This window comes from Phaeocystidibacter marisrubri (assembly GCF_008933165.1).
GTDB lineage: Bacteria > Bacteroidota > Bacteroidia > Flavobacteriales > Schleiferiaceae > Phaeocystidibacter > Phaeocystidibacter marisrubri.
On sequence record NZ_WBVQ01000001.1, the window covers coordinates 863,084 to 884,900 of the forward strand.

At 45.0% G+C, this 21,817-nt stretch carries 17 protein-coding genes; 8 read left to right on the plus strand and 9 right to left on the minus strand.

The window, feature by feature from the left end; genetic code table 11:
* Positions 1-18 precede the first annotated feature (18 nt).
* The 7 genes from F8C82_RS03885 to F8C82_RS03915 are packed head-to-tail and all read right to left on the minus strand — an operon-like array spanning position 19 to position 6,826.
* Positions 19-1,410 (minus strand): SH3 domain-containing protein, encoded by a 1,392-nt coding sequence (locus tag F8C82_RS03885; RefSeq protein ID WP_151692173.1) that lies wholly within the window; start codon positions 1,408-1,410, stop codon positions 19-21.
* Positions 1,411-1,469: 59 nt separating this feature from the next.
* Positions 1,470-2,072, minus strand: coding sequence for a WbqC family protein (locus F8C82_RS03890; RefSeq protein WP_151692175.1), 603 nt, complete (start codon positions 2,070-2,072; stop codon positions 1,470-1,472).
* 3 nt (positions 2,073-2,075) lie between these two features.
* The gene (gene lepB, locus F8C82_RS03895; RefSeq protein ID WP_151692177.1) at positions 2,076-3,758 is read right to left on the minus strand and encodes a signal peptidase I; all 1,683 of its coding nucleotides are present in this window, start codon (positions 3,756-3,758) and stop codon (positions 2,076-2,078) included.
* A 20-nt stretch (positions 3,759-3,778) separates the two neighbouring features.
* Positions 3,779-4,498 (minus strand): 4-hydroxy-tetrahydrodipicolinate reductase, encoded by a 720-nt coding sequence (gene dapB, locus F8C82_RS03900; RefSeq protein WP_151692179.1) that lies wholly within the window; start codon positions 4,496-4,498, stop codon positions 3,779-3,781.
* The gene (locus F8C82_RS03905; protein ID WP_151692181.1) at positions 4,499-5,116 is read right to left on the minus strand and encodes a DUF5683 domain-containing protein; all 618 of its coding nucleotides are present in this window, start codon (positions 5,114-5,116) and stop codon (positions 4,499-4,501) included. It abuts the gene before it with no gap.
* Between the two features lie 26 nt (positions 5,117-5,142).
* Entirely contained in the window at positions 5,143-6,033 is an 891-nt protein-coding gene (locus F8C82_RS03910) for a ParB/RepB/Spo0J family partition protein (RefSeq protein ID WP_151692183.1), read from the minus strand.
* Between the two features lies 1 nt (position 6,034).
* Positions 6,035-6,826, minus strand: coding sequence for a ParA family protein (locus F8C82_RS03915; protein WP_151692185.1), 792 nt, complete (start codon positions 6,824-6,826; stop codon positions 6,035-6,037).
* A 189-nt stretch (positions 6,827-7,015) separates the two neighbouring features.
* Between F8C82_RS03915 and F8C82_RS03920 the strand changes: the two genes are divergently transcribed.
* The 4 genes from F8C82_RS03920 (at position 7,016) to F8C82_RS03935 (ending at position 10,486) form a co-directional block, all read left to right on the plus strand.
* A complete protein-coding gene (locus F8C82_RS03920; protein WP_151692187.1) occupies positions 7,016-7,537 on the plus strand; it encodes an NADPH-dependent FMN reductase in 522 nt (173 codons plus the stop codon).
* A 125-nt stretch (positions 7,538-7,662) separates the two neighbouring features.
* Positions 7,663-9,291, plus strand: coding sequence for a T9SS type A sorting domain-containing protein (locus F8C82_RS03925; RefSeq protein ID WP_151692189.1), 1,629 nt, complete (start codon positions 7,663-7,665; stop codon positions 9,289-9,291).
* Positions 9,292-9,312: 21 nt separating this feature from the next.
* A complete protein-coding gene (locus F8C82_RS03930) occupies positions 9,313-9,798 on the plus strand; it encodes a hypothetical protein (protein WP_151692190.1) in 486 nt (161 codons plus the stop codon).
* An 88-nt stretch (positions 9,799-9,886) separates the two neighbouring features.
* The gene (locus F8C82_RS03935; RefSeq protein ID WP_151692191.1) at positions 9,887-10,486 is read left to right on the plus strand and encodes a hypothetical protein; all 600 of its coding nucleotides are present in this window, start codon (positions 9,887-9,889) and stop codon (positions 10,484-10,486) included.
* Positions 10,487-10,707: 221 nt separating this feature from the next.
* On the opposite strand, the gene F8C82_RS03940 is transcribed toward F8C82_RS03935, so the two are convergent.
* Positions 10,708-12,924: a RelA/SpoT family protein gene (locus F8C82_RS03940; RefSeq protein ID WP_151692192.1), complete on the minus strand. Its 2,217-nt coding sequence runs from the start codon at positions 12,922-12,924 to the stop codon at positions 10,708-10,710.
* A 286-nt stretch (positions 12,925-13,210) separates the two neighbouring features.
* Between F8C82_RS03940 and F8C82_RS03945 the strand changes: the two genes are divergently transcribed.
* Positions 13,211-16,648 carry a G8 domain-containing protein gene (locus F8C82_RS03945; protein WP_151692193.1) on the plus strand — a complete coding sequence of 1,146 codons (3,438 nt, stop codon included), beginning with the start codon at positions 13,211-13,213 and terminating at the stop codon, positions 16,646-16,648.
* 58 nt (positions 16,649-16,706) lie between these two features.
* Here F8C82_RS03945 and fahA read toward each other — a convergent pair whose 3' ends face one another.
* Positions 16,707-17,981: a fumarylacetoacetase gene (gene fahA, locus F8C82_RS03950; RefSeq protein WP_151692195.1), complete on the minus strand. Its 1,275-nt coding sequence runs from the start codon at positions 17,979-17,981 to the stop codon at positions 16,707-16,709.
* Positions 17,982-18,036: 55 nt separating this feature from the next.
* On the opposite strand from fahA, the gene glyA reads away from it, so the two are divergent.
* The 3 genes from glyA to hisS all read left to right on the plus strand — a co-directional run bounded on the left by glyA (position 18,037) and on the right by hisS (position 21,817).
* Complete coding sequence (gene glyA / locus F8C82_RS03955) at positions 18,037-19,308, plus strand: serine hydroxymethyltransferase (RefSeq protein WP_151692197.1); 1,272 nt, start codon at positions 18,037-18,039, stop codon at positions 19,306-19,308.
* Positions 19,309-19,397: 89 nt separating this feature from the next.
* Positions 19,398-20,369 (plus strand): J domain-containing protein, encoded by a 972-nt coding sequence (locus tag F8C82_RS03960; protein ID WP_151692199.1) that lies wholly within the window; start codon positions 19,398-19,400, stop codon positions 20,367-20,369.
* A gap of 80 nt (positions 20,370-20,449) precedes the next feature.
* A complete protein-coding gene (gene hisS / locus F8C82_RS03965) occupies positions 20,450-21,817 on the plus strand; it encodes a histidine--tRNA ligase (protein WP_151692201.1) in 1,368 nt (455 codons plus the stop codon).

Sequence of the window (21,817 nt, forward strand, 5' to 3'; positions counted from 1 at the left end):
AACGCTATACTGCGGTGGTTAGTCGCATGTTTCAATGGTCCATGTTGAACCAACGGTATAGAGTCCTTCTTCAAGTTGTGTATTGGAAAGGAGAAGTGTAAATACGTTCTTCTTTTTGTTTGCTGCTACGTATACGAGTTCTGGATAGTTGTCGCCGTTGAGGTCGCCAAACCAGTACATTTCAGGCATACCACATTCGCCCAAATTGCCAAAAAGGGGCGTGATATCTTGAATGATCTCACCACGTGGACCTTGGGTGTTAATGCGCATTTTGTAGTTGTCAATTACCGGACAAGCACCCACTTCTACTACGCTTCCCGTAGCTGAGATGAATACGTTGGCGGCACTCGGACGATTGTACTGCGCAAATGCTTCCATTTGCTGACCAGGGAAAAGAGCTGGTGGGATATGCACAAATCGTTCAGGAGAGAGTTGATAGAACTTGTTGGTGTCTAACAAGCGATTCACTCCAAATAGGAAGTGCGCGTAATTTCCCGAACTATTGCGAATGTCGAACTCCATAGAAGAACCTAAACGCGTTTTACTCACAACAAGTTCAAGGTCGATTCGCTTTAGGAAATATCCACCCATTGGTTCGTCGGGGAATAGTCCATACCAATTCATACTAGGATCAATCTGATTGATATCTCCACAATAGTTGTAAGCCTCAGTTGCTAATTGAATGGTAAAAGGAGGTGGTCCTTTCGGTGTTTCTTCTACTGGACTAGAGGTAGTAGGGGCTTCAACCTCGGTTGAAGAGAGGTTTTGGTGGGATTGAATTCCTCCTGGCATGCCTGCATCAATCCATGCAATAACAGAATCCTGACTTCCCAAGGTTGGGAGCTCATAAAGGAATGAAATCAAGGAATCTCTGCGAAGTTCTGTTTTATTCAATACGGTCGCCAACGCTCTAATTTGCTGACGATCTAATCGACCGTTTGATGGAATGCTGTCACGTTTCGTACGATCCCAAACGAAGTAAACGGTGTCTTTCACTATCGCTTCGACGAGGGAACTATCATTGACCATGGATATTGAATCCGTTGACCATACAGGAAGAGAATCGGAGGAAAGCGTGTCCATGGATAGGGTATCCATCGGAACAGCGAGGGTATCCATACGCTTCAAAAACCCGTCGAACATATACCCGACCTTGTCTTTGTAGCGCACCCTTCGCCAGTCACCTTTAATTTCTTCAAACTCAGCCTGACCAAATGAAATGTCACATGCTTCCACAATGGAATCGAACATAACGTAGGTAACAACGGGAGTTCCTGCTTGCGGTTGAGATCGCATTTTCATTCCAGATTCAGCTGAAATGGAGTACGTTCTAGTGAATTCACATTCTTCTTGCGCCCAAGCTGGCAGGGTAAACAGAAGTGCAAATAAAATGGAAATGGTGTGTTTCATCGGAGCGCTAAGTTAACGAACTCAAGGCAGTATAAAAGGGGAGATGAAAAACGGTTTTATCAGAGGTCGCTTGAAACGAGTTTGTATTGTTCCGTGAGGATGTCGTATGCCAATGGACCTTCATTCATCAAGAGATCGAGGACACTCAAATTCCCAATAAAGCCGTGCTTTGAAGCAAAGACTTGTCGGTATGCAATAGTGTCGAATTTCTCGTTGGGTTTCATTACTGTGGGGTGCATGGGAAGACCATCATTGTACTCCAATGAAGTGGGGAGTTGGAGCTGTTCCAAGACCCATTTCATACTGGCCTCACATCGTTCTAAAAGTGAAGAGTGCGGATGAGATACAATGGGTTGCAGCTCGGGAGATAAGGCTTCAAAGAAAGCTGCGTTTCTATAGGCCGTTTCGATGGATTTCCACTCTTTATTGACCCAATCGTGTTTGTGATCAAGCTCTACTTTAGAGAAGACGGACTTATCCGATTGATGATTAATCTGAGCGCTTAAATCTTGGGCACCATTTGGTCCCAAGATCCGGTAGCGGTTTCTCCAACTGCGCTTTTCGTATTTGCGTTCTACATTCCAAGCTACGTCTTCTCCTATCCACAGTGACATATACACAATGGGAGGGAAAAGAGCCGGGGGAAGTACCGTTTTCGGCATCAATTACGCAGCTTTCGCCTTCTTCTTTTTGCGGAAATGAGCAATCACATTCCAAATGACAACTACAGCCATGAATGGCCAGAAGTAATGAACGCGTTCGCCTGAACCATTTACAGTTGTGAAGATACGGTCGGTTCTCAATTTCTTGAATCCACTTTCGTAGCCATCTAAACTCATCCAGATGAACACAGGTTTCCCCACAATGTGATCTTCAGGAACAAATCCCCAATACCTACTATCGTGTGAATTGTGACGGTTGTCGCCCATCATCCAATAGTAATTTTGGGCGAAGGTATAAGAGGTCGCTACAGCGCCATCAATCATGATATTGCCGTCTTTCACTTCCAAGCTATGATGCTCGTAGTCTTCAATGATTTTCCGATAAATGGAAAGGTTCTCCAAGTTTAGATCTACTGTAGCACCTTCTTCAGGAATCCAAAGTGGACCGTAATCGTCGCGTGTCCAAACATGTTGAGCCGGAGCATGGGAACTCAAATTTGGAAAAAGACTAAGCGACCAGCGGCTGTTTGCCACCTCATCATAGTTGCTGGAATCTACTCTTTGAATAAGTTTTTCAAGTCGAAGAACTTTTGGGTGCTGAGCGAGCTTCTCTGCATTCTCTTCTGTGAGGTCGATGGCATAGAAGTTATTCGTGGTGACGATTCCGAATTCATCAAAAACGCCTCTTGGATAAATGCGAACATCTCCGGCAGTTTGATTGGTCATCTCTTGTGAACCTCCCGCAAATTCAATGTCGTATTCTTCCTTCATAAATACAGGATCGAGGTAGAAAGCAGGATCGAATTCCACTAAGTATTTAAACTGAGGTTTAGCGCGATCTGGAAGTTCACTTTTCACACCATTGATGAAGATTTGTCCATCATCAATAACGAGTGTATCACCGGCCACGGCTACAGCTCTCTTTACGAAGTTGGTTTTCTTGTCTACTGGTGGAACGGTTACTTCAAGTGGAGTAGGACCGTTGGCAGTTTGGCGCCCCCCTTGAGTGTTGATTTGTGCGGGATAGTTAAAGACCACGGGATCGTTTTGTTGAATCTCGTTGATCTTTGGCAATCGAATGTAAGGTAACTCAATAAAGTCGGTGTATGCCGGAATACCCAACACAGGAATGGTGTCGTGGACCAATGGAACTGTTAATGGAGTCATTGGAAGTCGAACACCATATTGCATTTTGCTCACAAACAGGAAGTCGCCTACCATGAGCGATTCTTCCATGGAACCCGTTGGAATCGTGTAAGATTCGAACGTTGTGGAGCGAATGAGGGTAGCTGCCACTACCGCGAATAAAACGGCATTCACCCATGAACCTAGGTTTTTCTTTATCCAAGAATCATCTCGACCATGATACTTAAGTGGTTCCGTGTAGTTCAGGTAGGCGAGGTAGAGTCCAAGGGTTAGTACACAAAGGATGGCATACTTGATTTCACGGAATTTAAAAACGTGAAGAAGTTCATAGGTGAGAATGATTGCCATCACGTTATCGACTACAGGAACGTAGTACAACAGAATCCACCATTTTGGTCGGTCGGTGATTTTGAGTAGAACCCAAACGTTGTAGAAGGGAACGAATGCCTCCCAAGCTTTTCTACCGGCTGCCACGTAGAACTTCCACGAGATGAGTCCGCGGTAAATAGCGAGTCCGATAAAGAGATACAAGTACATCATGGTAGGTAGAGGATATAGGTTTAAGCCAGTCCAAGGACATCCTTCATGGTGCGGATGCCGGGATTCTGTAGCAGGTATTCGGAAGCAATAACGGCGCCTAGTGCAAATCCATTGCGGTTGTGCGCGGTGTGCTTGATTTCAATGTCGTCAATTTCAGAAGAGTACTGAATGATGTGAGTGCCTGGAGTAGGGTCAATTCGCTCAGCCTCAATGGGTAACTGATTTTCGTCAGCGAGTTCGCCGTTTTCAACCAGCTTCCAAGAACTGTAATTTTCTAAATTCTTTAACATTCCTTCGGCTAGAGTGATGGCTGTTCCACTTGGGGCATCTAGCTTTTGAGTATGGTGAATTTCAGTCAGTTTGGCATTATAGACCTCATGACCGTTCATCAGTTTTGCCAAGTGCTCATTCAGGGCGAAGAAGAGGTTCACGCCTAGCGAAAAATTCGAGGCATAAATGAAGCTGCCATTGCGCTCTTTGCAAAGGGCTTCAATTTCAGACTTGCGATCCAACCAGCCTGTGGTTCCACTAACAACGGGAACATCGTTTTCGATGCATCGTTGGATATTCGAAAATGCAACGGAAGGTAGGGAGAAGTCGATGGCTACATCTGCACGACGAAGTTCTTCGTCGGTACAGCCATCTCGTCCAACGCGGAGTACCACTTCGTGACCGCGTTCAAGAGCCATCTTTTCAATAATAACTCCCATTTTCCCATATCCGAGCAGTGCAATTTTCATTTAAAATCGTATTCGAAATGACGCTCCATAAACCGCTCCCAATCTTGGGTCAGCTACAAAGGTAGGTTCCCAATGGAGCGAAATATCATCAGATACGTCAAAGTTATATAAGTGCGCATCTACGTTGGCGTCTAGAATTTGTAGACCGTAGATGGCCACGGTAATAATGATACTCAAGTCTCGGTAACGTCGGTAGCTATTTTGAATGGTGAAGAGCTGATTGTCCGAGTAAATTCCTTCGTATTCGTCGGTTTGGGTAGAATCAAGGCGTTGATTAATGATATTCGTCCAGAACCGAAGTTGTTGGTTGTTGTCGTAAATGAAGTATCCTGAGGTAGCTAAGCCACCATAAATGATCGGAACTTTCCACCATTTATCGTTGTAAATCTGTCCGCCGCCTGGGATCAAACTCAGGAGAGTGGCTTTGGTAGGGGAGTGCCCTGTATCTTCTTCCACCTCCGTCTTGGGAGCCTCTAAGTCGCTGGATTGTCCAAATCGGAAGAGATTGGGGTCGGCTTCCAAGTTGGGCAATTCGTGGATAGAATCGTTTTCGGTTTCTCCCTCTTCTACTTGAGCGGTGCCAGAAAACGACAACAGCAGCACAAAGGCCGCTGTCAAAAAGGGTAGGATGTTATTCGAATGTCTCAACGGTTGATCAACTCAAGGATTCGTTCTAAATCTCGATCGGAATCGAACTTAATAACGAGACTTCCTTTGCCTTTCGCATTTCTCTTCACCTCAACATTGGAATCGAAGTATCCGGCCAATTGGCTGCGGATATCGCGAATGGCAGGTGGAAGTTCATCCTGAACCGGTTTTGATTCTGGTTTAGGGTCTTTCATCTGACGTACGCGTTCTTCTACTTGACGTACGCTCAAGTCTTCCGCAATGATGTCGCGGTAAATCTTGAGTTGTTCCGTTTCATCTTCAATATTCACCAAGGCACGAGCGTGTCCCATGCTCAACATTCTATCGCGGATACCCGCTTGAATGAGCGGTTGAAGTTTGAGTAGACGAAGGTAATTTGTAACGGTAGAACGCTTTTTCCCAACACGATCGCTCATTTGCTCCTGTGTAAGGTTACATTCTTCGATAAGTCGCTTGTAGCTCAATGCTATTTCAATGGCATCGAGGTCTTGACGTTGGATATTTTCCACCAAGGCCATCTCCAACATCGCCTGATCATCTGCCAAGCGAATGTAGGCAGGGATTGCCTTGAGTCCGGCCAATTTACTGGCGCGGAATCTTCGCTCACCTGAAATGAGCTGGTATTCGTTGAATCCAACTTTGCGAACGGTAATCGGTTGAACAATCCCCAATTCGCTAATGGAATTCGATAAATCCTCCAAGGCCTCTTTGTCAAAATGCGTACGAGGCTGGAATGGATTTACTTCAATACTGTCAATATCAATCTCCGCAATATGACCTACCACTTCTGGTGCGCGTTCATCTTGTGCTGAACTCACATCTGACGATGGATCTTTGAGGAGGGCGGAAAGTCCCTTTCCGAGTGCGGGCTTTTTCTTTGCGGTCATCTTATGCTTCTGCAGTTGCTTTTTGGGCGCTGCCGTTACGCGACAGGAATTCGCGGGCTAAATTAAGATAATTCACCGCTCCATTGCTCGTTGCATCGTACATGATGATGGATTCACCAAAGCTAGGAGCTTCACTCAAGCGCACATTGCGTTGAATGATGGTGTCGAATACCATTTGTTGAAAGTGATTCTTCACTTCGTCTACTACTTGATTGCTCAAGCGCAAACGCTGATCGTACATGGTAAGCAGTAGCCCTTCAATATCGAGATCGGGGTTGTGCAATTGTTGAATGCTCTTGATGGTGTTGAGTAGCTTACCCAAACCTTCGAGTGCAAAATATTCACATTGAATAGGAACAATGACTGAATCGGCTGCAGTAAGAGCATTAATGGTAATCAAACCGAGTGAAGGCGCGCAGTCGATTAGAATTACATCGTAAGCTTCGCGAACGTTCTTCAATGCTGATTTGAGCATGTACTCGCGACGATCTTTGTCTACCAATTCGATTTCTACGGCAACCAAATCTAGGTGAGCCGGAACCAAGTCTACATTTGGAGTTTCCGTTTTGAGGATGATATCCTTAACGTCAGCCTCGTGTTCGATGGCTTGGTAGGTTCCGAGTTGGATATTGTCTGGATCGAAACCCAAAGCAGAGGTTGCGTTTGCCTGTGGATCTGCATCAATCAACAATACCTTTTGCTCCAAAACGCCCAGTGATGCAGCTAAGTTTACTGCAGTTGTCGTTTTTCCTACACCGCCTTTTTGATTCGCTATTGCAACGATTTTACCCATTCTCGGTTATATTTCTGAATTTCGCCTTTTATCTCTTGCACAGAGAGGTGTTGTGAACTTCATCCGTGATCGAAATTAGGTTGACACACCTCTTTTTGAGACCGGATAAAAGTACAAAAGTCATTTGGGGGCAAAAGGTAAGAATCGCCTCACGTGACCGAATTTTATGAACAGATATCTCGATTTTCGATGATCACAATTATATGCGCAACCAACCGTCCGAAGAACCAAACACTTAAGGTGGTTTCAACTTACGAAAGACTCCTGAAAGAAGCGGGGGAAGACCCCATTATTTTCCGAATGGATGAATTGCCCAACGATTTTATTGTTTCGGACTTGTTTGGACAAAGAAGTGCAGAAGTAGAGGCGTTGTTGGAAAGCAAAATCATACCTGCCAAACGCTTTATCATCATTGCTCCAGAGTACAATGGCAGTTACCCCGGAATTTTTAAAACTTTCTTAGACGGTGTAGATCCTGCTATGTGGGTAGGGAAAAAGGTCGCTTTGGTTGGCGTTGCCACCGGAAGAGCGGGAAACCTTCGAGGAATGGATCACCTCACGGGAGTGTTGCACTATTTAAAGATGGAGGTATTCTCCAACAAGGTTCCCATTTCCAGATTACACGATCTCCTCGATGAAGATGACACGATTGTAGACGATGAAACACTTCGGGTACTCCAATTGCAGATGGATGGGTTTATGAGGTTTTAGATAACTGGTTCCAACACCGCACGCAGTACTCCGACTCCACAACACTCTCCCTAAGTACCATTTGTCACATAACCCTTGGCACCTCAGGGCTACTTTTACGTGTTTAACCACTTAGCCTGACTGCCATGAACCTTACTTTTCACGGTGTTCGTTCGATTTTAGCTGCGTTTATGATAACCCTTTCCACAGGGTCTATAGCGCAAACTGTACCCTTCGAAGTCCGTTTACATCCTATTTCCATTCCCAATCTAGGAGGACTCCAATCCTATGCCTTTGGTCAGGCAAATGGAAAATGGCTGATTGTGGGAGGACGACTAGATGGATTGCACAGACGACAACCGTGGGCCTCTTTCGATGTTGCCGGGCACAATAATCAGTTGATGGTTATTGACCCTGTAGGGTTACAAGTGTGGACCGCTTCACTATTGAGTTTGCCAGCTTCCATTCGTGAGCAATTGAGCTCAACGAATATGGAACACTATCAAGAAGGAGATTACTTGTATTGTTTAGGAGGCTATGGCTACAGCGCCACTCAGGCTGCCCATACTACCTACGACAAACTGACTGCGATACACGTTCCCAATGTGATCAATGCTGTGATCAATAACACCTCTTTCACCAGTGATATCCGCCAAATTACAGATGCTCAGTTTCAAGTGACGGGAGGTCAGCTTAGGAAGATCAATGACACCTACTATCTTTTAGGGGGGCAAAAGTTTTTGGGGAGTTACAATCCCATGGGGCCGAACCACGGACCTGGTTTTACACAGGTTTATACCAATGCGATTCGGAAGTTTAAATTGACGGACGATGGTACAACGTTGGTAGTTAATCACTTGACAGCCTACGTAAGCAGTGCCGATCTACATCGCCGTGACTACAATGCAGAACCCCAAATATTACCCAATGGAGAGCAAGGGGTGACGATGTTTTCTGGTGTTTTTCAAGTCCATGCAGACATTCCTTATCTAAGCTCGGTAACCGTTGATTCTACAGGTTTTGCGGTAGACGCTGGATTCCAACAATATTACAATCACTACCATTGTCCAACATTGCCCTTGTATTCGTCTAGTCAGAATGAGATGCACACTGTGTTTTTTGGTGGAATTGCACAGTATTACGACCAAGCAGGAACCTTGGTTCAAGACAATAATGTTCCTTTTGTGAAGACTATTGCTCGGGTAACTAGAGAGGCCAATGGCACGATGACTGAATACAAACTCCCCGTTGAAATGCCTGCCCTTCTTGGCGCAGGGGCTGAGTTCATTCCGAATATAAACTTCCCACATTTTAGCAATTTTGTTTTTGAGTTGGATAGCTTGACCCAGGACAGTGTACTTGTGGGGTATATCTACGGAGGCATTTCAAGTTCACAGCCCAATATTTTCTTTGTGAACGATGGTTCGCAAAGTGCAGCCAGTGCGCAGATCTATGCCGTATATCTCTCACTTCCAAAATCAGTAGGTGTGGATGAGATAAATCCGTCAAGTAACGATCCATTGCAATTTGAGCTCTATCCCAATCCCAGTTCTGGAAAGCTCAACTTACGCTTTCACCTCCAAGAGAGTCAAACCGTAGCACTGCGTCTCCACGATGCTTACGGAAAACTGATCGAATCCAACGAACTTCTTCAAGTTGCGATTGGGGAGAATCACATTGAGCACTCATTCAGCGAGCTTAAAAGTGGGGGAGTGTACTTTGTTACTCTTGTAGTTGGAGATGTGGAAGTCAGAAGAAAGTTGATACTGGAGTGATAAGTGCTACTTTCGTGAAAGATGAATCTAGCTTCTCTCTTTTTGACTCGCAGCCCTAAGCGATTGATATTTTTCGCATTGTTGCCTTTGTTGATTGGCTTCGGCGTGTTTTTGATCACCGCTCGAAGTGTATCTCCTATGGTGGGTTACGCTATTTTATTGTTCTCAGCGGCTCTCTCGCAAACAGCCTTCATTCTTTATACAACCGCACTATCTTTCTGGATTTCAGGAAGGAGTATACCTTTAATAGTCACCACCTCTTTCAATGTTGTATGTCAATTTTGGATCATCGTGTTCCTTGTTCTACAAGTTGATGGAGGCAAAATGCTCTTTGCGTTCGCTCAAATGGTTCAAATTATCTGGAGTTCAATTGTGACTCATAGATGGTTGACATCAGAAGGGCAGAAATATGGCATTCTAGATTTTATTATTACGACATGCGTAACTGCCATTCCACTTGTTGGAGCATGGAACCTGCATTGGAGAGGGCGGTTATTGCAGAGTTGAACGTTCGGTTTACTAAGTATTATGTTGTGGTTCTTATGGTTTGAATTGCCTAATTCTACCATTTGGAGTTCGATGCCCATTTAATCAAATGACAATAGTTTTTCTTTTTGCAGTTTTGATCTTAGCGCTCAATTTTCTTCCAGGACTTTGGAAAGAGCGACTAGTTGGGGTTGAAAAGTACATTTGGGTCTTGTGGCTAGGGCTGTCACTCATTTATATCCTTTTGGTCTTCGGGATGCTCCATTTAAAGGTAGAGCCTCGTGGAGCGTACACTAAGCAAGTCGTTTCACTCATGTTAGCTGCTCTAACTGTCATAATCTTTGCCACATTGCGTAATACTTGGAAGAAGATTGGATTTATTGCGATTGCCCTCCCGCTACTTTTCATCCAAGCCATCATCTTTCCAGTAGGGGTAACCACTTTGTCTTTACCGATTTCCAACAATAGGAGTGTAGAATTACTGTCGGGTGGATTCATTGCATGTGGTGAATCGATTCGAGTAGTTGAGTACAAATATCTCCTCTTCAAAAAAGAGGTTTTTGAGAACAGTTCTCTGTGTTTAACGGGAGTTGACAAATTGGAATTAGGTGATGCTGAAGGAGAGGTCCTCATTTATCATTCTGGTGAATTTGATGTTGAGAATCCTTATCGGTATCTATTACCAAGCACTCTAGCACAGCCCTTGTGAAACCCCTGCGTTAGCCCTTACGAAGTCCCTGCACAGCCCTTGTGAACCCCCTGCATTAGCCCTTACGCCGTCCCTGCTCAGCCCTTGTGAACCCCCTGCGTTAGCCCTTACGTCGTCCCTGCACAGCCCTTGTGAAACCCCTGCGTTAGCCCTTACGCAGTCCCTGCGTAGCCCTTGTGAAACCCCTGCATTAGCCCTTACGCAGTCCTTGCACAGCCTCCTTACCTCGTAGCAAACTTTCTCTCCACGCTCACCACACCTTCAACCTTCTTTAGTTTGTCCATAACATTGTTGAGGTGAATGCGGTCTTCTACAACTACGGTAATATTTCCTTCAAAAACACCATCTTCTCCGGCAATGCTGATGGAGCGGATGTTAACGTTGAGGTCGTTGGAAATAATTTGGGTGACCTTATTAACGAGACCCACGGTATCAATCCCTTTGATCACAAGGTTGGCAATGAAGCTGCTGGCTTCTGTTTTCACCCATTTCGCACGGATGGTACGGTTCGCAAACTTGCTCTGCATGCTAATGGCATTCGGGCAATCAGAACGGTGGACTTTGATCCCTTCGTTTGCAGTGACAAAGCCGAATACCTCATCGCCTGAAATGGGGTTACAACACTTGGCCAGCTTGTATTCGAGAATTTCTTCGTTGGGACCAAATACAAGGGTGCTTCCAACAACATCCTTCTTCTCGGTGTCTTTTACCTGTGGTTGTCGACGAATTTTGCTCTTTAGATACTGATAAATTCCACCTTGGGTTTCCTTGGCGAACTCCTTCAACATTTTATTGTCTACAATGCCCATTCCTGCTTTGTAGAAGAGTTCGTTCGGGTTTTTAAAACCAAAGTGGTTTACCATGCGTTGAACATTGCTCTCCGTCATCTTGACTTTGATGAAGTTCAACTTGCGTTCGAGCACAGCGCGACCTTTGTCGATCATGCGGTTGTAATCGTCTTTCAAGCTCTGCTTGATCTTGGATCTAGCGCGTGAAGTTTGGACGTAATTCAACCAATCTTCCTTTGGCTTTTGCTTTTGGGAAGTAATGATTTCAACCTGATCTCCACTCTTGAGTTTAAAGCTCAATGGCACGAGTTTGCCGTTCACCTTAGCGCCTAAGGTATGCAGGCCAATATCTGTGTGAATGTCGAATGCGAAGTCGAGTGGGGAAGAGTTCTTCGGCAAGTTTCGCATATCTCCTTGTGGAGTAAATACGAAAATCTCATCGCTGAAGAGTTGCATTTTAAAGCTGTCTACAAACTCAACAGCACTCGATTCAGGATTCTCAAGTAAATCGCGAACACGACTCAACCACTGATCTAGATTGTCACTTGTGGCCTTATCTTCTTTGTACTTCCAATGAGCAGCGTAACCTTTCTCCGCAATTTCATCCATTCGCTTGGAACGGATTTGAACCTCTACCCAGTGACCCTCTGGTCCCATAACGGTGGTATGCAAAGATTCATAGCCATTCGATTTCGGCGCAGAAATCCAATCTCTCAGTCGGTCGGGATTGGGGCGATAGAAATCGGTAACGATAGAATACACTCTCCAACAGTCGGCTTTCTCCTGATCAGGTGGTGAATCAACAATAATCCGCATGGCGAATTTGTCGTACACTTCATCAAAGCTCACACCTTGGTTGATCATCTTTCTACGAATGGAGAAGATGCTCTTTGTGCGTTCTTTTATGGTGAATTCAAACGACTCCTTCTTCAGACTATCTCTGATTTTAGAGGAGAAGCGCTTCAGGTATTTCATTTCACCAGCGCGACTTGCCTTTATCTTGAGCGCAATGTCTCGATAGACTTCAGGTTCGGTATATTTTAGTGATAGGTCTTCAAGCTCCGACTTGATGGTGTACAGACCAATTCTATGCGCTAGTGGGGCAAAGATGAAAAGCGTTTCACTCGCAATCTTTAGTTGCTTGTGGTGTGGCATGCTTTCCATCGTACGCATATTGTGTAAACGGTCGGCAATCTTGATAAGAATAACACGCAAATCATCTGAGATGGTGAGCAGGAGCTTTCTGAAATTCTCCGCTTGAGCACTGATGTTTTGATCAAATACCCCCGACATTTTCGTGAGGCCATCAATGATTCGAGCCACCTTCTCACCAAACAACCTCTCGATATCCTCCAACGTATAATCGGAGTCTTCTACCACATCATGGAGCAGAGCCGCCGCAATACTGGTTGGACCCAGTCCGATTTCTCGGGCAACGATAATAGCTACTTCAATGGGGTGTAAAATATACGGTTCGCCACTCTTGCGCTTTACACCATTGTGTGCATCAAGCGCCAAGTTAAAGGCTCTGCGAATCATCTTCTTGTCTTTGGCATCTGCCTTTCCTTCCATAGAGCGAAGAAGTGCTCTATAGCGATTGATGATTTCAGCTCTGTCTTTATCGTGTTGAACGGATTTGGTGTCTTCCATTAAAGTTGCCCTTTAGAAGGGGTGAAATTAGATTTTATTCTCGATGATTCTAAAAAGATAGACTTTCTGAATTATAACAAGAAAGATACTAAAAATGTGCGCCTGTTTTGATGGTGTATACAGGGCAGATGCACCATAGATAGTGAAAATGAGAAGTGATCGAGTAGGGTGTTGATTATCAATTTATTCCCTTCAAATTGCATTTATCATCTAGTTTCATTTGATACCATTATATGTGGATGTAACTTGAGAACTCTCAATTATTAACTCTCTTAATTCTAACCTTATGCTTTTGAAGATTACGCTCAGTAAGTGGCATTTGATGCTATTACTGATCTGGTTCGGCCTTCATTCTGTCAATGGCCAAAATCCAGTTAGCTCCATACAAAATGGAGTTGTAGTTCCATACCCGGCGACACCTCATGTTGGACAAATGCTCAGATGGTCGGATCCAGGTACATGGAATACCGGCGCGGTTCCTGGTCCCGGCGATGAAGTGACCATACCATTAGAATCTGCGGTTGTGATCGACTGTGATGTTGAAGTGCAAGCGATACGTGTTCATGGTCAGCTAGTGGTTCTTCCCGAATTGGAAACGGTATCTATCGAAACCGAATACATGCTTATTTCTGGTGAACTATCTCTCTTTGAATGGGGGACAGAAGATGAGCCGTGGAGAGGGAAAGGCGTACTTACCTTAAATGGCGAATCTCCTGCCATTATTCCTGGAGTCACTTCATTTCCCCCAGAGAATTCGAAGGGTATCATGGTAATGTCGAATGGAATGCTTCACGTCCACGGAGTTGAAAAAACGAGTTGGACAGTTTTAGATCGCACTGCAAATGTTGGTGAAGGACAAATAGAAGTTGAAGGAATCGTTTCTGGATGGAATCCGGGCGATGAAATCGTTATCGCTTCTTCTGCTCCCTACATTTTTGATTTGCAGAACTTTTGGGGAGATGATGGGCACTTGGAACAAGCGGAAAGAGTGAATGTGGTTTCTACGCAAGTTGTGAATGGAAACACAATCATTGAAATTAATCCTCCTCTACAATTCAGTCACTATGGAGAGATTCAAACTTACACCAGCGGATCTCAGTCTTGGGACTTGGACGAGCGAACTGAAGTGGGTATGCTCACGCGAAACATCAAGATTCAAGGGGATAAATCTTCAGAAGTAACCCATCACGGTGGACATATCATGATTATGTACTCGGCATTTGGATTTGTTTCAGGTGTTGAATTGTTCAGAATGGGGCAGCAGGAATTCAAGGCCCGTTATCCTTTCCATTGGCATATGGCCAAAGATGTTTCTGGTCAGTATTTGATGAATAGCTCTTTGCACGACCTCTATTTTAGGGCGGTAACTGTTCACGGCACTCAGAATTCAACGGTGAATGACAACGTGGTATTCGAAACACAAGGTCATGCAATGTTCTTTGAAGATGCTGTAGAAAGTGGCAATGTGATGAATAACAACCTCGTGATGAATGTACGTAGACCTCCATTGGGAATTGGAGCTAGTTCATTTATTGGTTCCGATAGAGGAGAGGCACATATTCGCGCAAGAGGACCTGGTGCATTTTGGATTACAAATCCACAGAATACATTTGAGGGAAATCACGTAGCGGGGATACAAGGCATGGGCTTTTGGTATGGAATGCCAAAAGATCCAACGGGACCTTCGGCGAATGATCCTGCTTATTCTAGTTTGCAGCCCAGCCGTTTACCACTCACCAAATTCCACAATAACACTGCTCATGGAGCCATGACTGGGTTCCATCAAGATCATGCAAATGATGACAATTCCACCACGGGCTTTAACGGAGGTCATTACTTTCTCAATAACCTCTCATGGCAGACGGTGACCAACTTCACTGCCTACCATTGTTACAGAGGTTGGTGGACCCTAACCGTGGATAAGGGCATTGAATTTCACAACACCATATTGGCCGATTGTGTAGGGAAAGGCATGACAGTTACTTCCTTCAAAGGACGAACGTACAATTCGCTTTTCGTGGGCCATTCTGCTAACAATCCACTTGGAGGCAGTACCCATTTTACCAATTCAGCCATTTCTCTCTATGACGGTTATATGGCCGCATACGACAGTCATTTTGCTGATTTTAATTACACCCATCAAGGTGTTTTTGAATTGATTGGAGGTAGAGAGAACCGCACGAACAATATTTTTAAGGGCTGCACCTTTACTCCAAATTCCAAACTGTACGACCCAGAGATCATCGAACCTATGTCCGTTCGATTGATGTCAGTTGCTCATGATGTAGATGGCGTACTGACTCAGCCCTGGGGCGCTGTTTGTGTGTATCATCCGTTCATGGTAGATCAAACCAACTTTACCTCTTATTTGAACGCAAAGAGCTATACCACTGATTATCACTTCGCAGCGTTGAATGTTTTCTACAATTATCAGCTCTACACAATTGGTGGCGCAAACACCAATCCAGACGCGGGGAATCAGTACATGGAGTGGGGAGACGGTCATTGTATCCACACGGATGAAAGGCTTCAAGACAAAGCCCAGTACGGAGTAGTTCCAAACTTAGGTAGGGTTTATAAACTCCGCTTGTTGGAGGGAATTCCAGATCCGCTCGACATTCACCTCAACTATGCTATGAATGGGGACGTCATCGATTTTCAAATTTTGGATTCGCCTACGAACCTGACCATTTCCACCTCAGGCTATTCCTCAAAGAGTTCCGAGGCAGCTGTGTGGACTTCAAGTACAAATGCATATCACTGGAATGCGACCACCAAAACGCTTTCTGTACGGATGATTGCAGCAAACGCAGCAGGAACCTCCCCGGAGTTGAAAATGACGGCCACGGCAAAAGTCCAAATTAATGGAGGCAATTTGGCTCCTTTGAATTCACGGGACTCTCGCCCATTTGGAGGAACGCACAGAACACCAGATACCAAGGTTGAAGCCGAGTGGTTTGATTACGGCGGTCAGGATGTAGCGTACTACAAAACCTTGCCTCCAGAGATGATTTACTTCTTCACTCAATTCCCTGATCCCAATGATCAACCAGAGAACCTTAGATCATTGAGCTACGGAAGAAAAGGTGAGTTGTTGAGGTTGTACCCAATAGCAACCGGTGAGTTCGCTGTGAAGGATATTGACGACCAAGAATACATCCGTTACACCTTTCAAAGTGCAAATACATTTACTGCAGATTTCAACTTAGAATATGCATTGGTCAATGCAGGTGAGATTGAGGTATTCGTGAACGGCGTTTCCGCCTGGGGAGCTCCAGTTTCACTTGCAGCTTCGGGCGGAGCAACCACTTTTACCAACGTGATTCTGCAACCCATAACGTTACAACCCGGGATTAATGTGGTAGAGATCAAATCGCACTGTGACGATCTTTCCATCGACTGGTTTAGCATTGGAGATCCAAACGTGGTAAGTGCCCCTGCACCTATTTGTAAGGCAAGTCCAACAACCTCTATTGCTGAAGAAGTAGATTTGGGATTGTCGGTCTATCCGAATCCTTCAGATGGAATAGTGAACATTCATTTCGACGCTCAAGCAGAGGAGAGTTTGTTGCAAGTTGCCGATTTACAGGGGAGAGTATTGATGAATGAATGGATCGATTCCGATGTTCAATTAAACACTCAAAACTTTGTGACTGGAACGTATATCATTACACTGACCAATCCAAATGGGGAACAACAGCGAGAAATACTGTTGATCAAATAAGTCCTAAAAACAAAAGCCCCCATTCAACATGGGGGCTTTTCAATTATCTGAAGGAGATTTATTCTATAGCGGGTAGAATCTTACAGCTCACTTCTCCAAAACCGATGCGAGTGGTTCCGTTATTACAGTAACCACGCATAATCACGGTGTCGTTGTCTTCAATAAAAGTTCTTTCGCCACCGCCGTTCATAGGAATAGGCTTGGTTGCATTCCAAGCTAGCTCTAGCATCGATCCGTAGCTATCTGGTGTTGGTCCAGAAATGGTGCCTGACCCCATCAAATCACCTGGATTGATTTTACAGCCGTTCACCGTGTGGTGAGCCAATTGCTGAGCCATACTCCAGTACATGTACTTGAAGTTGGAATTCGAAACAACAGTTTCCTCTTGGTCTTCAGGTTGAATAGCCACAGAGATGTTGATATCGAACGCTCCGTCTTTTTCTGTTTTCAAGTAATCGAGAACTTCAACTTCTTGTTTAGGACCTTCGCAACGATAAGGCTCAAGTGCATCCATGGTTACCACCCAAGGACTAATACTCGATCCAAAGTTTTTGGCGAGGAATGGTCCGAGTGGAACGTACTCCCAAGTTTGAAGATCACGCGCACTCCAGTCGTTGAACAACACCATACCAAAGATGTATTCTTCAGCTTCTTCTGTGCTGATGCGTTGTCCCATGGCTTTACCTTCACCCGTGATAAAGGCCATTTCCAATTCGAAGTCAACGCGAACCGATGGTCCAAATACGGGTTTGTCGGCATCCTTTGGCTTGCGCTGTCCCATTGGGCGATGGATAGGCTCACCCGAGATCACAATAGTGCTAGATCTTCCGTGGTAACCTACCGGCAGGTGAAGCCAGTTTGGTAGTAAGGCGTTGTCTGGATCGCGAAACATGGTGCCCACATTGGTGGCGTGCTCGCGAGAACTGTAGAAGTCGGTGTAATCTTGTGAAAAGATCGGCATCAACATCTGAACTTTGTCCGCTGGGAAGAGAATTCGTGCCTTGTGCTCTTCGTTGTCGCGCAATTCAGCATTGTTTTCGTCGAAGATTTTAGCAATTCTATCGCGAACTTGGCGGTTAATACCACGACCAAGTGCGATGAAATCGTTCAATGTGTCTTGTAGAAAAACGTCGTCAGATATCTCAATATCCTTGAAATATCCCAACTGCTGCATGGCCGACAAGTCGATGGCTGTATCGCCAATTCTCGTGCCTGTAGTGATAATGTCATCCTCTGGAATAAACACCCCAAACGGGATATTTTGGATGGGGAAGTCTGAACCTTCATCAACTTTGATCCAACTGCGTCGATTAGGGTCGTTCGCTTTGATCATTTTCCTGTATTTTTGAGCGTTTTCTGACCGATTTGATGCAAGATTACAACATAATATGGAAAGAGATACCACCATTTTCGAGCTCATTGCAGAAGAGCGTGAGCGCCAGACAGAAGGATTAGAGCTTATAGCCTCTGAAAACTTCGTTTCAGACCAGGTGATGGAAGCCATGGGATCTGTATTGACTAACAAATATGCTGAAGGTTATCCAGGTAAGCGCTACTACGGTGGTTGTGAAGTGGTTGACAAAGTTGAAGACGTGGCTCGCGATCGTGCAAAAGCACTTTTTGGAGCTGAGTACGTAAACGTTCAACCACATTCAGGTTCGCAAGCAAATGCAGCAGTTTACTTGGCTGTATTGAAACCAGGCGATAAAATCATGGGATTCGACCTTTCACACGGAGGTCACCTCACGCATGGTTCTCCTGTAAACTTTAGTGGAAAGACCTATCAAACGTGTTTCTACGGGGTGAAGAAAGAAACGGGAATCATTGATTACGACATGGTTCGCGAAGTGGCTCATGCAGAGAAGCCTCAGCTCATTATTTGCGGTGCGTCGGCCTATTCTAGAGATATCGACTACGCAACATTCCGCGAAATTGCTGATGAGGTGGGAGCTTTCCTTCTTGCTGATGTGAGTCACCCTGCAGGATTAATTGCGAAAGGAATTTTGAACGATCCTATGCCGCATTGCCATTTCGTAACAACAACTACGCACAAAACCCTTCGAGGTCCGCGTGGTGGTATGATTATGATGGGAAGCGACTTCGACAACCCGATGGGATTGAAAACACCGAAAGGTGAAATCAAGAAAATGAGTGCCATTTTAGATGGAGCCGTATTCCCGGGTACACAAGGTGGTCCACTAGAGCACGTTATTGCAGCAAAGGCTGTTGCCTTTGGCGAAGCGCTCTCTGATGAATTTCTTCATTACATCATTCAAACTAAGAAGAATGCAGCAGCAATGGCCGCAGCATTTGTGAAGAGAGGATATGATATTATTTCGGGAGGAACGGACAATCACTGTATGTTGATTGACCTTAGAAATAAGAATGTGACTGGTAAACTTGCTGAAAATGCACTAGTGAAAGCCCAAATCACGGTGAATAAGAACATGGTTCCTTTCGATGATAAATCTCCATTTGTAACCAGTGGTATTCGCGTGGGAACAGCGGCAATTACCACTCGTGGGTTGGTGGAATCGGACATGGACAAAGTGGTGGAATTAATCGACCGCGTGATCATGGATCCGGAGAACGAAGAAAACCTAGATGCAGTAGCAGCAGAGGTTCACGACATGATGAGCGAGCGTCCGCTTTTTGCTTAGGCATTTACTTACAAGTTGTTTATTATTGCGACTCCATCTTCTGCAAAGGGGATGGAGTTGTTGTATCTTGAGCTCTCTAATCTCTTTGTGTGGCACGAAAAAAAATCAGCATACAGCAGGCGTTTAAGATTTTGGGGTTGCCCAATGGAGCCTCGTGGGATGAAGTTCGTGCCGCGTATCGGAAGCTGGCTAAACAGTTTCACCCAGACATTTCCTCAGACCCCAATGCCAAGGACAAATTTGCCTTGGTTGCCATTGCGTATGATCGGTTGGAAGAGTGGAACAATGCCGGGCGACCACAGCAAGCTCATTCCTCTGAAACCTTTGCCAATTTACGTGCAAGGGCAGCAAAAGAAGCGGCAGAAAAGGCGCTAAAGGAAGCCAAGAGAAAGGAGATGATTCGACGCGTGCGCGTCTTGCGGGAGAAGCAAGATGCAGAAGCTTCGAAGAATTACAAGAAGGCTATCGCACTGGTCGTGACAGGCTTGCTCCTCTATTTTGGAATTAGTGAAGGAAGACGCTGGTACACAGATTCTCGTATTGAAGATAATATGGGAACAGGCTATGTGACAGTAACGAGCCAGATTCCGAATTACATCAAGTACGTTTATGTCGTGAATGGCGAGCGCTATTCAGATGAAGCCCGCGTTCATCACGGAATTGACGACAATCAAGCGGAAAACGGCATTCCCATTTATACACAGGGTAGATATTTGGTGGAATACGCCAAAGACGATCCAACCTATCACCGTGTCATCTTTAATACCCCCGGTCCCAATACACTCAAGCAATACATGCAGCGGGGCGAGGATTTGCTGCGATGGAGGTTTCCACGATCATTTATGGGAATGAGCATAGAAGAGAGTAAGAAAGCCGCACATTGTTTGGGTTTAGTTCTCTATGAGGAATATGAATCCGAATACCTCGCGAACATCTTCTATTCCGATAAAGCCTTTCTGGAAAACTGGAGTCACAACCAAGGTACATTTGAAGACCTGATAGATGATGAACAATTTGCCATCTGCTTCAGTTACTGTAACCTTCAGTTTTATCATCCCTAGACTCTACCGTCTTAAATTGAGTACGCGTACATAGGCACTGCCTAAAATGTACACTATATATTTGCGAAAAAATTATTCTCATGGCCGTAAAACCGAGCATTCCCAAAGGTACACGTGACTTCAATCCGCAAGAAGTATCACGCCGACATTACATTATGAATGTATTGCGTACCGCTTTCGAAGGCTATGGTTTTCAGCCCATTGAAACGCCGAGTTTCGAGAATATTGAAACACTCACAGGCAAATACGGTGAGGAAGGAGATCGTTTGATCTTTAAAATTCTAAAATCGGGGGACTTCTTGGCGAAGCTTCCGCAGGAAATTCGCAACAGCGATTCTCCGAATAAGTGGGCTTTAGAGATAGCTGACAAAGCCCTTCGCTACGATCTTACCGTGCCTTTCGCGCGCTTTGTAGTTCAACACCGAAATGAGTTGGCCTTTCCTTTTAAGCGCTATCAAATGCAACCCGTTTGGAGGGCGGATCGTCCACAAAAAGGGCGTTTCCGCGAATTTTGGCAATGCGATGCCGATGTGGTAGGCAGTGATTCGCTTTGGCAGGAAGTAGAATTCGTTCAACTCTACGACAGAGCATTTACGCAGTTGGGGTTGAATGTGACCATCCATCTCAACAACCGCAAGGTGCTTGCCGGTATTGCGGAAGTGATAGGCGCATCTGACAAGTTGGTGGATTTTACCGTAGCCCTAGATAAACTAGACAAGATTGGCGCAGAGAAAGTAGTGGCCGAAATGGTTGAGCGTGGAATTCCTGAAGAGGGCACGCAAAAAGTTCTTCCACTGCTTTCTATGGATGATAGCAATGAGGCGGTTCTAGACTTCTTGACCGATTTCTTGAAAGATTCGGAAATGGGAATGAAAGGTCTAGAAGAACTGCGTTTTGTGTTGGATAAAGTCGATGCCTTGGGCTTGAAGACCGCATCCATTAAAGTGGATCTCACTTTGGCAAGAGGTTTAGACTACTACACAGGGGCCATTCTCGAAGTGAAGGCAAACGATGTTCAGCTGGGCTCAATTGGAGGTGGTGGTAGATACGACGATCTCACGGGAATCTTTGGCCTTAAAGATTTAAGTGGAATGGGTGTCAGCTTTGGTTTAGACCGAATCTACTTGTGTTTGGAGGAATTGAATTTGTTCCCAGATAGCAGTGAAAGCAAACCAAGCATACTATTCTTCAATATGGGAGAAGCGGAGATGCTTACTTCTCAAAAGTGGGCAACCGCTTTGAGAGAGAAAGGAATTGCAGCAGAGTGTTACCCAGACAATACCAAGTTTAAGAAGCAGTTCGATTACGCAGATAAGAAAGGTTTTGCACACGTGGCCATCATCGGTGAAAGTGAAATGAACGATGGCATTGCAAAGGTGAAGGATCAGTCCACGGGTGAACAAGAGGCATTGACCCTAGATCAGCTTATCCAGCTACTTTCCAAATAA